The organism is Curtobacterium sp. L1-20 (genome assembly GCF_048755855.1).
Lineage (GTDB): Bacteria > Actinomycetota > Actinomycetes > Actinomycetales > Microbacteriaceae > Curtobacterium.
Window position 1 is genome coordinate 1,031,289 of record NZ_CP151473.1, and the last position, 13,360, is coordinate 1,044,648.

At 68.9% G+C, this 13,360-nt stretch carries 8 protein-coding genes; 4 read left to right on the forward strand and 4 right to left on the reverse strand.

The window, feature by feature from the left end:
* Positions 1-88: 88 nt before the first annotated feature.
* The 3 genes from AAEP86_RS06445 to AAEP86_RS06455 form a co-directional block, all read right to left on the reverse strand.
* A complete protein-coding gene (locus tag AAEP86_RS06445; protein ID WP_420369713.1) occupies positions 89-1,606 on the reverse strand; it encodes an oligosaccharide flippase family protein in 1,518 nt (505 codons plus the stop codon).
* Positions 1,607-1,616: 10 nt separating this feature from the next.
* Entirely contained in the window at positions 1,617-2,087 is a 471-nt protein-coding gene (locus AAEP86_RS06450; RefSeq protein ID WP_420369714.1) for a DUF3060 domain-containing protein, read from the reverse strand.
* Between the two features lie 69 nt (positions 2,088-2,156).
* Positions 2,157-5,147, reverse strand: a complete 2,991-nt coding sequence (locus tag AAEP86_RS06455; RefSeq protein ID WP_420369715.1) for an Ig-like domain-containing protein — start codon at positions 5,145-5,147, stop codon at positions 2,157-2,159.
* A gap of 933 nt (positions 5,148-6,080) precedes the next feature.
* Between AAEP86_RS06455 and dnaK the strand changes: the two genes are divergently transcribed.
* The 4 genes from dnaK (at position 6,081) to AAEP86_RS06475 (ending at position 10,250) form a co-directional block, all read left to right on the forward strand.
* Positions 6,081-7,949 (forward strand): molecular chaperone DnaK, encoded by a 1,869-nt coding sequence (gene dnaK, locus AAEP86_RS06460; protein WP_420369716.1) that lies wholly within the window; start codon positions 6,081-6,083, stop codon positions 7,947-7,949.
* Positions 7,950-7,951: 2 nt separating this feature from the next.
* Complete coding sequence (locus tag AAEP86_RS06465; RefSeq protein WP_420369717.1) at positions 7,952-8,629, forward strand: nucleotide exchange factor GrpE; 678 nt, start codon at positions 7,952-7,954, stop codon at positions 8,627-8,629.
* Positions 8,630-8,652: 23 nt separating this feature from the next.
* On the forward strand, positions 8,653-9,654 hold the full coding sequence (locus AAEP86_RS06470) for a DnaJ C-terminal domain-containing protein (protein ID WP_420369718.1): 1,002 nt from the start codon (positions 8,653-8,655) through the stop codon (positions 9,652-9,654).
* A 185-nt stretch (positions 9,655-9,839) separates the two neighbouring features.
* Positions 9,840-10,250: a heat shock protein transcriptional repressor HspR gene (locus AAEP86_RS06475; RefSeq protein ID WP_420370453.1), complete on the forward strand. Its 411-nt coding sequence runs from the start codon at positions 9,840-9,842 to the stop codon at positions 10,248-10,250.
* Between the two features lie 72 nt (positions 10,251-10,322).
* Here the strand turns inward: AAEP86_RS06475 and AAEP86_RS06480 are convergent, their stop codons facing one another.
* Positions 10,323-13,346 carry a hypothetical protein gene (locus AAEP86_RS06480; RefSeq protein WP_420369719.1) on the reverse strand — a complete coding sequence of 1,008 codons (3,024 nt, stop codon included), beginning with the start codon at positions 13,344-13,346 and terminating at the stop codon, positions 10,323-10,325.
* Positions 13,347-13,360: the final 14 nt, after the last annotated feature.

Here is a 13,360-nt window from a genome sequence, read left to right on the forward strand (position 1 = left end):
GCCGTCCACCGACGACGAGCTGGGCCGTCGTGCTGGGCTATGGCGCACGAAGACCTCCGGTCGATCCACCGATCGGAGGTCTTCGTGTTCAGGCAGCGGACGTCGCGGGAGTCTCGTGTGCTGGCCGACTCGACCGCCGGCGCGCCGCGCGGAGCGTCCGGCGACCGATGCGCCGGGTCCCGGGGAGCGCCAGGAACGTGGCGGCCCAGACGGCGGCAGCAACACCGCCGCCGAGGAGGAGCTCGAGCGGGGCAGGGCCGTCGACGAGGGCGACGGTGGCCAGCGACGACAGCACACACGCCACCGTGCCGATCGCCGGTTCGACCAGGGGGACCACGAGGTCTCGGAGGGTCAGACCTGCTTTCGAGCCGATGACGAGGAACCCCGGGACGACCAGTGCCACGGTCGCAGCCGACGCGCCGAGCGCGACACCAGAGACGCCCCACAGGCTCCCGACGAAGAACCCGACCAGTGTGAGTGGACGCGAGACCGCGCACTCCCAGATCGTCTGTCGCCCGGCTGTCCCGGCTGCGAGTGCGACGAACGTCGTCACTCCGATCACGACGGAGGCGAGGCCCATCGGGAGCATCGACACGAACACCGGGACGGTGGGCAGCCATGCCGCGCCGAACACCGATGCAACGAGGGGCTGCGCGAGCACGGCGAGGACCGCCAGCACCGGCCACAGGACGGTGCACGACAGGGTCAGGACGGCGTGGAACGCCGTCCGGAACGACGGCGTCCCGAGGAGTCTGCCGAGCGCCGGGACGGCGACGCGCCGGAGCGGACCGTTGACCTGCTCGGTGGGCAGCGTTACGAGCTGCGCCGCCTGGACGTAGAAGCCGGCGGCTGCGGTGCCGAAGAGTGCGGCGACGACGAGCCGGTCGAAGCTCCGGACGACCCACTCGAGACCCTGGGAGACGGTGGCGTTCGCGGCGAATCCGAGCTCGGTGCGGAGCGACCGGAGGGGAGCAGGGCGACCGGGCCGCCACGGCGTGACGGTGACGACCGCGACGACGAGGACCAGGGCGTACGTCCCCGCCTGCACGAGCAGGGCCGCCGATCCGGCACCGCCGAGCGCGACGACGATCGAGACGACGCAGGAGACGACCGCAGCGGTGACCTCTGCCGTGCCGATGGGGCGGAAGGCCAGGTTGCGGCCGAGCAGCGCGGTGGGGACCGCGCCGATCCCCGCGGCGACGAACACCAGCGCGAGCAGGGGGAAGGTGAAGGCGCCAGCGGGGAGCTGTGCCACCGGGACGAGCACTCCGACCACGAGCAAGGCGACCGCGACCGCGACCCCGATGCCGACGCTCAGCCGGTGGAGCGTCGCGGTCGAGGCTGCTGACAGGTCGGGGAATCGGGCGATGAGCCAGGTGATGCCGCCGGACCGCACGAGTTCCGCGGCCGTCACCGCGACGAGGGCCATCGCGGCTGCTCCGTACTGCCCGGGGCCGATGATGCGAGCGACCACGACCATCGTCACGAGCTGTACGCCGAACCGGATCCAGGTGGTGGAGGCGGAGACCAGGGCTCCACGGGCCGCGGCCGACCCGAGCACCGTGGAAGTGCCCCAGTCGGCCGCGGTGGTGCGTGGGGTGCGCATGGGCGTCAGGTCAGCGCCCGACGGTGTTGCTCGTGCCGGAGTCCTTGACCTTCGGCTTCGCGTCCGTCGTGATGCGGTTGCCGTCACCGGTGATCGTCACGGAGGCGACCGACTCCACGTCGATGCCGTTGATCGCACCCTTCACCGAGAGGTCCTTGACCGTGCCCAGGTGGATCACCGTGTTGCTGGACTCGACGACGACCGTCGCGCAGTCGCCGATCGTGACCTCCTTGTTGTTCACGTCGGCGATCGTGGCGGTCCCGTCGGTGCACGGCACGTCAGCCTTCTCGATCGGCGGACCGGTGATCTCCGAGGTCGGGTTCGGAGTCTGCTCCGACCGGGCCGTCGACGACGCGGTCGGGGACTTGTCGGGTGCATCGCCGTCGTTCGCCGTGCAGCCCGCGAGGAGGACCGCGGAGAGAACAGCAGCGGAGAGGACACCGAGGGTCTTGTGGATGGGCACGGGGGCTCCTTCTGTCATGGTGTTTATTATTCTAGCATTTGAAATATAACAGCGGAGCACCTCTCGGTGCCCCGCTCCTGTCGGTGATCAATCGGTGATGTTGACGTCCACCGCGGTCAGGACCCACTTGCCGCCCTGAGTGCGCTCGCTCGCCCAGAACTGGTAGTTCCCGGCGGGCAGGTCGAGCTTCGAGGTGATGCTCCACCGGCCGTCACGGACGGTGGTGTCGCCGAACGCTGAATCGTTGGTGAAGTCGGTGCCGGTGAGGACGACCTTCGACCCGGTCGAGCCGGTGCCGGTGAAGGTGAGCTCGCTGGACCCGTCGATGCGCTGACCGAACGTGGGCGAGGTGATCGTTGGTGCGGTCTGCTGGCCGTAGTCCAGGCTGACGATGATGCCCTTCGACGGCACGCCGCCGACCGTCTGGGTCACCGTGAAGCGCTGCTCGCCCCAGCCGACCTTCGACGGATCGATGCCGACGGTGTAGGTGCCGCGGCCCTCGGTGATCTCCGTCCGGGCGATCTCCTTGTCGTTCGCGTCACGGACGATGATCTCCGCGCCGACCTCGCCGGTGCCGGCGATCGCGCCCCACGTCTCGACCGTCGGGCCGAAGAACGCGACCGCGGTCGGTGCAGCCGGAGCTGCCGGCACGGTCTGGACGTTCAGACCCGCGAAGGCGATCTTGCCGCCCTTCGTCTGCTGGGTCGCCCAGAGCTGGTAGAAGCCGGTCGGCAGGGTGATCTCGTTGTTTGTGATCGTCCAGGCGTCGGTCGTGAGCTTCGCTTCACCGATCCGCGCGGTCGCATCGTCGCTGAGGTCGACGCCGTTGACCTGCAGTCGACCGCCGGCGTTCCCGGTACCCGTGAACGTCAGGTTCCGGTTCGGCACGACGGAGCTTTCCGACGGGCTGGTGAACTTCGGCGTGTTGAAGCCGTAGTCGAGTTCGACCTCGATGCCGTCCGACGGCGCTCCGTTCACGGTCTGGGTGACCGTGAGCTCCTGCTTCCCGTCACCGACCTTGTTCGGGTCGATCGCCAGGTTGTAGCTGCCGTCGGCGTTCACGATGACGGTGTCTGCGACGACGTCACCTGCGGCGTTCTTCGCGGTCACCGTGGCGCCCACCGCTCCGCGGCCGTCGATGCCCGCCCACAGCGCGACGTCCTCGGGGAAGTACCCGTTGGCAGTCGGCATCGCCGGCTTGGGCTGTTCCATGGTGACGTTGAGACCGGCGAAGGCGATCTTGCCGCCCTTGGTGCGCTGGTGTGCCCAGAACTGGTAGGGACCGTTCGGCAGCGTGATGTCGGTGTTGCGGACCGTCCAGCGGCCGTCCGTGACGTCGGCGGAGCCGATGGCGGCTGCGTCGTCGTTGCGGAGGTCGACACCGTTCATGCTGATCTTGCCGCCGGCGTTGCCGGTTCCGGTGAGGGTGAAGTCACGGTTCGGCAGCGAGCCGCCCTCGGTCGGGGAGGTGAACTTCGGGTCGTTCTGGCCGTAGTCCAGCGTGACGTCCATGCCGTCCGAGGTGGCCTCGTTCACCGTCTGGGTGACGACGAGCTTCTGCTCGCCGAAGCCGACCTTGCTCGGGTCGATCCGGACCTCGTAGGCACCGGTCCCGTTCGCGGTCGTGGACGCGATCTGCTCACCGGCGGTGTTCTTCACCACGATCGTCGCGTTCGCCGCGCCCTGACCGCGGATCCCGGCCCACGCCGCGACGTCGTCATCGAAGAACCCGGTCGCCGACGGAGCCGCCGGGCCGGAGTCCGCGACGGTCGTCGCCGTGGCGCTGGTGGCGTTGAAGGAGCCCTCGACGGCCGTACCGATGAGCGTCGTGCTCATCGACGACGCACCCTCGGCAGCGTTCGCGGGGGTCTCGACGTCGATGCCCCAGCGGAGCAGGGATGCGTCCGGCAGCGTCCACGACGAGGTGGTCGGCTTGAAGGTGTAGGTGTACGTCTTGCCGTCCATCGACAGGTCGCCGTCGGTGAGCGCCACGGAACGGTTGGTCCAGTCGGCGTCTCCGGGCTTCTTGTACCCGCCCTGGATCGTGTCCTGACCGTCCGCGAAGGTGGTGCCCTCCGGTGCGGTGAAGGTGACCTTCGCGTCGGGGTGCGAGACGTCACCCTGGGTCTTGAACTGCGTTTCGACCTCGGTCGTCTCACCGCGCTCGAGCGTCACGGTAGGGACGTCCTGGCCGATGACGGCTGCATCGTTGATGGTCACGACGAGGTCCTTGGTGTCGATGACCTCGTCACCGATCTTCTGCTCGACCATCAGCGGGTTCTGCCCGTTCGTGAGGTCGTCGACCTCGAGGCTCCACGAGCCGTCCTCGGCGACCTCGGTGGACTTGTCCCCGATGGTGATCGTCGCGCCCGGAGTCGCGGTGCCGCCGATGACCGCGGTCCCTGCAGCGTGGTCGACGGACTCGACGTCCGCAGACAGGTCGCGCTTCGCGACGTCGAGGTTCGTCGTCGTCTTGCCCGTGGCACGGAAGTCGCCCTTCGAGCTGTCGCCGCTGAACGTGAAGCCCATCTCGCCGGCGCCGGCGGCAGCGTCGTCGTCCGCGGTCACGTTGACCATGTAGCGGTACTGCTCGGGAGCGCCGTGCCCCGACGCCCAGTCAGCGTCGAAGGTGATCGTCTTGTCGTCGTTCGACAGTCGACCGTTGGTCAGCGGCATCGACTTGATGGGCTCCCAGGTCGCACCGTTCGCTCCGCCGAAGTCGGCGTCGATGCGGGTCTGGCCGTCGAACGTGGTGCCCTGCGGCGCGTTCAGGACGACCGTACCGTCCCAGTTCGCGCGGAATTCGTTGTTCTGCACGACCATCGGGATCTGCGTCGACTCGCCGCGGGCGAGCTTGATCGGCCCCTGGTCGACGCCGACGACGGTGCCGCCCTCGACGATGGTGACCGTGACCTGCTTCTCGTCCACGTCGGCGTTGTTGAAGCGTTGCTTCGCGGTGAGCTTGTTCTCGCCCACTGCGAGCCCCTCGACGGTCATCGACCACTTGCCGTCGGCATCGACGTCGACGGTCTTGCTGCCGATCGTGACGGTGCCCCTCGGCGTCGCAGTCCCGGACACCACAGCAGCCTTAACGATGTTGTTGACCTTCTCGATCTGTGCGGTCAGAGGAGTTGTCTCATCCCGAAGGATGTCCCTCAAGGTCGTATCTGCTCGCTTGTGCTCGGTTAGGTGGGTGCTTGAATACTCACTGGGCGACTCGGGGTCGCCTGCACCGATGAAGTACTCGCTGCCGACGGGGCGAAGCCCGGGGCCCGCCACGAAGGCGTTGCTGACCGAGCCCCACTCCCAATCTTGATTCGTCGCGCCAGTACAACTGCGCGCGTACACACGACTCCAGGCGGCGAGACTCACGGGCTGCAGGCACAAGTCCGAGGCACTGCCTGTGCCTCGGATCGGGCCAATCTTGCCAGCGGCCGGGAACGTGTACGTGCTCGCCGCCGCAACCGCCCGCTCCTGAGAGTAGAACCACGTGCGAGCAGGAATTCGATCGAGAACCGGTGCAGAAATTGCGACAAACGAATCACCCTCGCTGGACGGGCGATTCTGCTGCACGAACTTCCCGACCAACCGATCGGATGCTGTAGGACCTGCGGTGCTGGCGAGGGCGCTCGTGCTCGCGGCACCGAAGGACAATCCGGAAACGATCGTGGCAGCGGCCAGCCCGGCCGCCCCGATGGACTTGAAGGCCGTCGCGGCCCTCTTCTTGTGAGACATGTGCATCTTTCAGGACAGGCCGCGCGACGGCGGCTGTGCGGGAGGGAAGCACACATGCGACGGCCTCGCCGTCGCTGCATGTACATCCAGAATATCACGTGACATATCAATATACGAACGGCTTGGCTGCGCCCTTTGCGCTGTGAGTTGAGTGCGAACGACGCAACTTCCGCCGCCCTGTGTTGACGCGCCTCCTATTCGGAGTAGAGTTGAGTCCAACGGACGCAAGTCCGCAGACTTCAGCGAAACCCGCACCAACAGAAGGAGCACCCACACATGGGACGTGCAGTAGGCATCGACCTTGGAACCACCAACTCGGTCGTCAGCGTGCTCGAGGGCGGTGAGCCCACCGTCATCGCGAACGCCGAGGGCCTCCGCACCACGCCGTCGATCGTCGCCTTCACGAAGGACGGCGAGGTGCTCGTCGGCGAGACCGCCAAGCGCCAGGCCGTCACGAACGTCGACCGCACCATCGCCAGCGTGAAGCGCCACATCGGCACCGACTGGACCGTCGAGATCGACGGCAAGAAGTACACGCCGCAGGAGATCTCGGCCCGCACCCTCGGCAAGCTCAAGCGCGACGCCGAGCAGTACCTCGGTGAAGACGTCACCGACGCGGTCATCACCGTCCCGGCGTACTTCAACGACGCCGAGCGCCAGGCCACGAAGGACGCCGGTGAGATCGCCGGCCTCAACGTGCTCCGCATCATCAACGAGCCGACCGCGGCTGCGCTGGCGTACGGCCTGGACAAGGGCAAGGAAGACGAGCTCATCCTGGTCTTCGACCTCGGTGGCGGCACGTTCGACGTCTCCCTGCTCGAGGTGGGCAAGGACGACGACTTCTCCACGATCCAGGTCCGCGCGACCTCCGGCGACAACCGCCTCGGTGGTGACGACTGGGACCAGCGCATCGTCGACTACCTCGTCAAGAAGTTCAAGGACGAGCACGGCGTCGACCTGTCCACCGACAAGATCGCGAAGCAGCGCCTCAAGGAAGCCGCCGAGCAGGCCAAGAAGGAACTGTCGTCGCAGATGTCGGCGAGCATCCAGCTCCCGTACCTGACGCTGACCGCCGAGGGCCCGCTCAACCTCGACGAGACCATCTCGCGCGCACAGTTCGAGCAGATGACCTCCGACCTGCTCGACCGCACGAAGAAGCCCTTCAACGACGTCATCAAGGAAGCGGGTGTCTCGGTCAACGACATCGCGCACGTGGTGCTCGTCGGCGGCTCGACCCGCATGCCGGCCGTCGCCGAGGTCGTCAAGTCGCTGACCGGCGGCAAGCAGCCGAACCAGGGCGTCAACCCGGACGAGGTCGTGGCCGTCGGTGCCGCGCTGCAGGCCGGTGTCCTGAAGGGCGAGCGCAAGGACGTCCTCCTCATCGACGTCACCCCGCTGTCGCTCGGCATCGAGACCAAGGGCGGCCTGATGACGAAGCTCATCGACCGCAACACCGCGATCCCGACCAAGCGGAGCGAGACCTTCACGACCGCTGACGACAACCAGCCGTCGGTCGCCATCCAGGTCTTCCAGGGCGAGCGCGAGTTCACCCGCGACAACAAGCCGCTCGGTACGTTCGAGCTCACCGGCATCGCCCCGGCCCCCCGCGGCGTCCCGCAGGTCGAGGTCACGTTCGACATCGACGCCAACGGCATCGTGCACGTGTCCGCGAAGGACAAGGGCACCGGCAAGGAGCAGTCGATGGTCATCTCCGGCGGCTCGTCGTTGCCGAAGGAGGACATCGAGCGCATGGTCCGCGAGGCCGAGGAGCACGCAGCCGAGGACAAGGCCCGCCGCGAGGCCAACGAGCGTCGCAACCAGGCCGAGCAGCTCGTCTACTCGATCGAGAAGCTCATCAAGGAGAACGACGACAAGCTCCCCGCGGACGTCAAGTCCGAGGTGCAGGGCGACGTGGACGCGCTCAAGTCCGCGCTCGCGGGTGAGGACGAGGACGCCGTGAAGACGGCCTTCGACAAGCTCAACGAGTCGCAGGGCAAGCTCGGCCAGGCGATCTACTCCCAGCAGGACGCGGGCGCCGCGGCCGGTGGCGAGCAGCCCTCCGCTGACGGCCAGGCGCAGGCGGACGACGAGGACATCGTCGACGCCGAGGTCGTGGACGACGAGGACGACAAGGACAAGAAGTAACCATGACGGATCCCAAGGACAACGTGCCCGAGGACGGCGAGCCCCAGGTCGAGGGCGACGCCACGAACGCGGCCGAGCCCGAGGACCTCGTCGAGGCGGAGGGGCCGGACGTCGAAGTACCGACGGACGGCCCCGCCGCCGGCGGCCCGGCAGCGGACGCCGCGAACGACCTCTCCCCGGAGGACGAGGCGCTGCTCGCCGACGCCGCCCGTGCCATGAAGGAAGACGAGCACAGGGCGGAGGACAAGCTCAGCACCGAGGACCGCGACCTGGTCGCCGAGATGCGCGCGGACATGCTCCGTGCGCAGGCCGAGCTGGTGAACTTCCGGAAGCGCGTCGAGCGTGACCGCGAGGCCAACCGCGAGGTCGCGATCGCCGAGGTCGTGCGTGCACTCCTCCCGGCGCTCGACGACCTGACCCGCGCCGAGGCCCACGGCGACCTCACCGAGGGCCCCATGCAGGTCATCGGCCAGAAGATCCGCGGTGGCTTCGAGCGGTTCAAGCTCGTGCAGATCGGCGAGAAGGGCGAGTCCTTCGACCCGAACATCCACGAGGCCATCGTGCAGCTCCCCACCCCCGGTGCCACCGGCCAGACCGTGGCGGACGTCGTCGAGCCGGGCTACAAGCTCGGCGAGCGGGTGCTCCGCGCGGCCAAGGTCGCGGTGGCGGTCCCGGCCTGAGCGCGGGGAGGAGGTAGGGATTCATGGCCAGTCAGGACTGGTTCGACAAGGACTTCTACAAGGTCCTCGGCGTCGACAAGACGGCGAGCGACGCTGAGCTGAAGAAGACCTACCGGAAGCTCGCGCGGCAGTACCACCCGGACTCCAACCCGGGTGACGCGGCCGCCGAGAACCGCTTCAAGGAGATCAGCGAGGCGTACTCGGTCCTCTCGGACAAGGAACAGCGCCAGGAGTACGACCAGGTCCGCGCCATGGGTTCGGGCGCCCGCTTCACCGCGGGTGGCCCGGGCCAGGGCGGCGGGTTCGAGGACGTCTTCGGCGGCATGTTCGGCCAGCAGGGCGGAGGCGGGCAGCGCGTCCGCTTCGGCCAGGGCGGCGGAGCCGGCGGCTTCGAGGACATCCTCGGCGGCATGTTCGGTGGTGGTGGTGGCTTCGGCCAGTCCACCGGCGGCTACCGCGGCTTCGGTGGTCCGACGAAGGGGCGCGACGTCACCGCGACGACGACGCTCGACTTCACGACGGCAATCGCCGGCGACACGGTCAAGCTCTCGCAGGGCAACGGCCGTCCGGTGAACGTCCGCATCCCGGCGGGGGTCGCCGACGGACAGAAGATCCGCCTGCGCGGGCGCGGGGAACCGTCGCCCGACGGCGGCGAGGCCGGCGACCTCGTCGTCACCGTGACCGTCCGGAAGCACCCGGTCTTCGAGCGCGACGGGCAGAACCTCCGCGTGGACGTCCCCGTGACGTTCGTCGAGGCGGCGCTCGGCGCGACGATCCAGGTCCCCACCCTCGGTGGCGACCCGGTCAAGCTCAAGGTCGCGCCCGGCACCCCGTCGGGTCGCGTCCTGCGTGTCAAGGGACGCGGTGTCACCACGAAGAGCGGGACGGGCGACCTGCTCGCCACCGTCCAGGTCGCGGTGCCGTCGCACCTGTCGGACAAGCAGCGGGAGGCCGTCGAGGCCCTCGCCGCGACACTGCCCGACGAGGACCCCCGCGAGGACCTGCTCGCCAAGGCGCGCACCTGACGCTGCGCCCCACCAGCAGTACAACCCGGTCGGGGCCCCGCCGCCGGTACCTGCCCGTCGCGGAGCGGCGGGCAGGCCGTGCCGGTGGGGAGAGGAACGGTGCGGCTCCGTCAGGAACCCGCACCGTTCCTCCAGACTGGTTTCCAGAGCACGCGGACGACGGAAAGGAACACGCCATGACCGACATGGACGAGAACTCGCCCGTCTTCGCGATCGCGATGGCGGCGGAGCTCGCCGAGATGCACCCGCAGACCCTGCGGCAGTACGACCGGCTCGGCCTGGTCGTGCCGGGACGGACCCGTGGCGGGTCCCGCCGCTACTCGATGCGGGACGTGGCGCAGCTGCGCGAGATCGCGCGGCTCGGCTCCGAGGGCGTCTCGCTCGAGGGCATCCGCCGCGTGCTCGAGCTCGAGAACGAGAACCGGGCCCTGCGGCAGCGGGTGAGCGAGCTCGAGACGGCCCTGGCCGACCAGCTCATCAACCGACCGGGCGCCCGGGTGTTCGCGGCGACCGCGTCCGGTGCGGCGATCTCGCTGAAGGCCGGGTCCCGGCCGCAGCGGAACACGCAGATCGTGCTGTACCGCGGGCCGCGGTAGCAGCACCCGACCAGCGGAGGGCCCGACCCGGTGATCCGGATCGGGCCCTCCGAGCACGACGGCGGGGTCAGCTCAGCCTTCAGTGCTGATCGGGAGGTCCCGCGGGCTGGTCAATCCCTCCTTGGTCGTGACGTCGAAGTTCCCGAAGTAGGGCATGGAGTCGCCCGCATCGAGGACACGCAGCGCGCCGTTCGACTCCCGGGCCCAGCTCGTCATCTCTGCGTCACAGTCGGTGCGCTTCAGGATGAAGCCGAAGTTCCGCGGGACGGCTGCCTGCAGACACGTGCCGTCCGCGAACTCCACCTTGCCCTCGGCCCCGACCACCGGCATGCTGACCGTCGCGGCCGCGGCCTCCGCGGCTTCGTACGACGCGTGGTTCCCGCCCTTCTGGACGACACCCCACTTGTCGTCACGGTCGAACGCGAAGAACAGCCCGGGCTGGTGCTCGATCACCAGCGGCAAGGTCTCGGACTGCTCGTCACCCTGGCGCGTCCCCTCCGCCGTGATGTGGATGTTGATGCCCGTGTTCGAGATCTTCCCGCCCTTGGTCCGCTGGTGCGCCCAGAACTGGTAGGCGCCGGACGGCAGCTCGAGGTCATCGTTCGTGATGCTCCACCGGCCGTCCTCGACGACCGCCGATCCGATGGTGGGTTCCGATCCGCCGCCCACGCCGAGCAGGAGGACACGTCCTCCCTGGTCGCCGGTACCCGTGAAGGCGAGCGCCTTCGTCGACCCGTCGTTCGCGGGGGAGGTGAAGGTCGGCGCATTGGTGCCGTAGTCCAGCGTCACGTCGACACCCGGCGAGACGACACCCTCGTGCTCCTGCGTGACGACGAGGTGCTGCTCGCCGTCGCCGACCTTCGCCGGGTCGATGCCGATGTTGTAGAGGCCACCCTGTCCCTCGACGGTGGTGCGACCGATCTCGGTGCCCGCGGTGTTGCGGACGACGACGTCGGTGCCCCGCTCGGCGTAGCCCGCGATCCCGGCCCACTGTGCGACGTCCTCGGGGAAGTAGCCCTCCGCGGTCAGGTTCGTGGACTGCACGCGGACGTTCACACCGGAGAACGCCGTCTTGCCGCCCTTCGTCCGCTGCATCGCCCAGAACTGGTAGTCACCGGACGGGAGGTCGAGTTCGTCGTTGTCGATCTGCCAGACGCCGTCCACGACGCGGGCGGTGCCGATCGCTCGGGAGTCCGTGAAGTCCGTCCCGTTCAGGGTGATCGTCCCGGAGGCGTCCCCGGTGCCTGCGAACGAGAGGCCCTTGCCGGCGATCGTCGAACCGTCGGTCGGCGCGGTGAAGGCGGGTGCGTTCGTCCCGTAGTCGAGTTCAGCCGCGGTCGACGGAGACTCGCTCCCGTCGACCACCTGGGTCACCTCGAACTCCTGCACCCCGTCGCCGACCTTCGCGGGATCGATGCCGATGTTGTAGGTACCGGACGGGTCGGTCACGGTGGTGCGCCCGATCTCCGTCCCGTCCGAGGTCCGGGCGACGACGTCCGATCCGACGGTCGCGAGTCCGGCGATCCCGGCCCAGTGCGCGACGTCCTCGGGGAAGTACCCTTCTGCGGTCGGTGCCGTGGGCGCCTCGTCCTCCTGCGGGGTGAAGGTGATGTCCTTCATGACCGAGGTGCGACCGTCCGCGGTGGTCTGTGTGAAGGTGACCGCGTAGCCGTCGGCGCTCGCGAGGTCGGCACGAGCAGACCACTTCGCGACGCCGGAACGGGTCTCCTTGGCTTCGGCGCGGAAGAGTTCCGTGCCCTTCTGGTCACGTGCGACGACGGTGGCGCCGGCTTCGGCCGACCCGGAGAAGTCGTTCTCACCGGGCGTGTAGGAGTTCTCCGCTGCCACGCCGTCGACCTGCAGCAGGCGGGGGAGCGCGACGCGCTCGGACGTCGCCGAGTAGCGCTGTCCGTCGAAACCGAGGTTGACGAGGTCGAGCTGCTTCCCCGTGAACTGGGCACGGATGTTGTAGCTCCACCCGTTCGTGCCGGACGGGATCGACCCGACGACGGTGTCGCCGTCGAGGATCTGCGCACCGGCCATCTGCTGGACCTCGCCGATGACCTGGACGGTGCCGTCGGGCAGGACGTTGACCTCGCGCACGGCGGGCTTCGTCACGGCCGTGCTGACCGGCAGCGGCGTGAGCTCGGCCGGGGACACGGCGGACTCGGTGCCGTCGGCCGCGATCGCCACGACGTCGACCGTGGAGCCGAGGTGTTCCTGCGGGATCGTCGCCGTGAAGTCGCCGTCCACGACCCGCGTCTCACCGATCGACGTGCCGTCGGCGGTGCGGACCTCGACCTCGACCGTGCGGTCGTCGACTGCGCCCCACAGGGTGAAGTCGCCGTCGAGGCGACGTTCGGACGGCTGGACGACCGGCGCAGCGGGAGCTTCACCGGTGCCCTCGGAGAAGGCCACACGGTCGATGACGCTCTTCCGCCCGTCGGGCAGGGTCTGCGTGAAGGTGACGGTGTGGTCGCCGGCGGTGAGCTCGGCATCGGCGCTCCAGGCTCCGACGGCGGTCCGGGCAGCAGGGACCTCGGTCTCGAAGAGCGTCGTGCCGCTGGTGACGTCGGTGGCCGTGATGGTGGCGCCGACGGACGCGGTGCCGCGGAACTGCTTCGTGCCCGGGAGGAACTGGTTGGACGCGCGGAGGCCGTCGACCTGCAGGGTGCGCGGCAGGGCGCTCCGCTCGGTCCGGGTCTTCGTGCCGTCGGCGGCGGTGTGGACCCGGACGAGGTCGAGCGCGCTGTCGCGGTACTTGTCGAGGGCGCGGAGGAGGAAGAGTCCCTGCCCGCCAGCCCAACGGCTGACGGTCTCGTCGCCGTCGAGCAGGTAGACGTCGTCGCCGCCGGCGAAGCCCATGACGGCACGCGAGCCGGCGAAGGTGTCCTCGATGCGCGACACGATCGGCGCATCGAGTCGCGGGTCGACGGGGAGGCCGACGATCGAGTCGGCGGGCGGGTCCTGCGCGACCGAGGACGCGGGCGGGGGTGTCGCCGCGGACGCCATGACTGGGGTCAGGAGGCCGAAGCCGAGGGACGCGGTGATGATGCTGCAGACGACTGCAGTGCTCCGGAACGGAGAGGGGGCCATGAGAGCTCCTTCTG

What these genes read in the sequence shown, in the direction of transcription:
- AAEP86_RS06450 (WP_420369714.1), bottom strand. Translation starts at nt 2,087, where the DNA reads ATGACAGAAGGAGCCCCCGTGCCCATCCACAAGACCCTCGGTGTCCTC.
- AAEP86_RS06475 (WP_420370453.1), top strand. Translation starts at nt 9,840, where the DNA reads ATGGACGAGAACTCGCCCGTCTTCGCGATCGCGATGGCGGCGGAGCTC.
- dnaK (WP_420369716.1), top strand. Translation starts at nt 6,081, where the DNA reads ATGGGACGTGCAGTAGGCATCGACCTTGGAACCACCAACTCGGTCGTC.
- AAEP86_RS06480 (WP_420369719.1), bottom strand. Translation starts at nt 13,346, where the DNA reads ATGGCCCCCTCTCCGTTCCGGAGCACTGCAGTCGTCTGCAGCATCATC.
- AAEP86_RS06445 (WP_420369713.1), bottom strand. Translation starts at nt 1,606, where the DNA reads ATGCGCACCCCACGCACCACCGCGGCCGACTGGGGCACTTCCACGGTG.
- AAEP86_RS06465 (WP_420369717.1), top strand. Translation starts at nt 7,952, where the DNA reads ATGACGGATCCCAAGGACAACGTGCCCGAGGACGGCGAGCCCCAGGTC.
- AAEP86_RS06470 (WP_420369718.1), top strand. Translation starts at nt 8,653, where the DNA reads ATGGCCAGTCAGGACTGGTTCGACAAGGACTTCTACAAGGTCCTCGGC.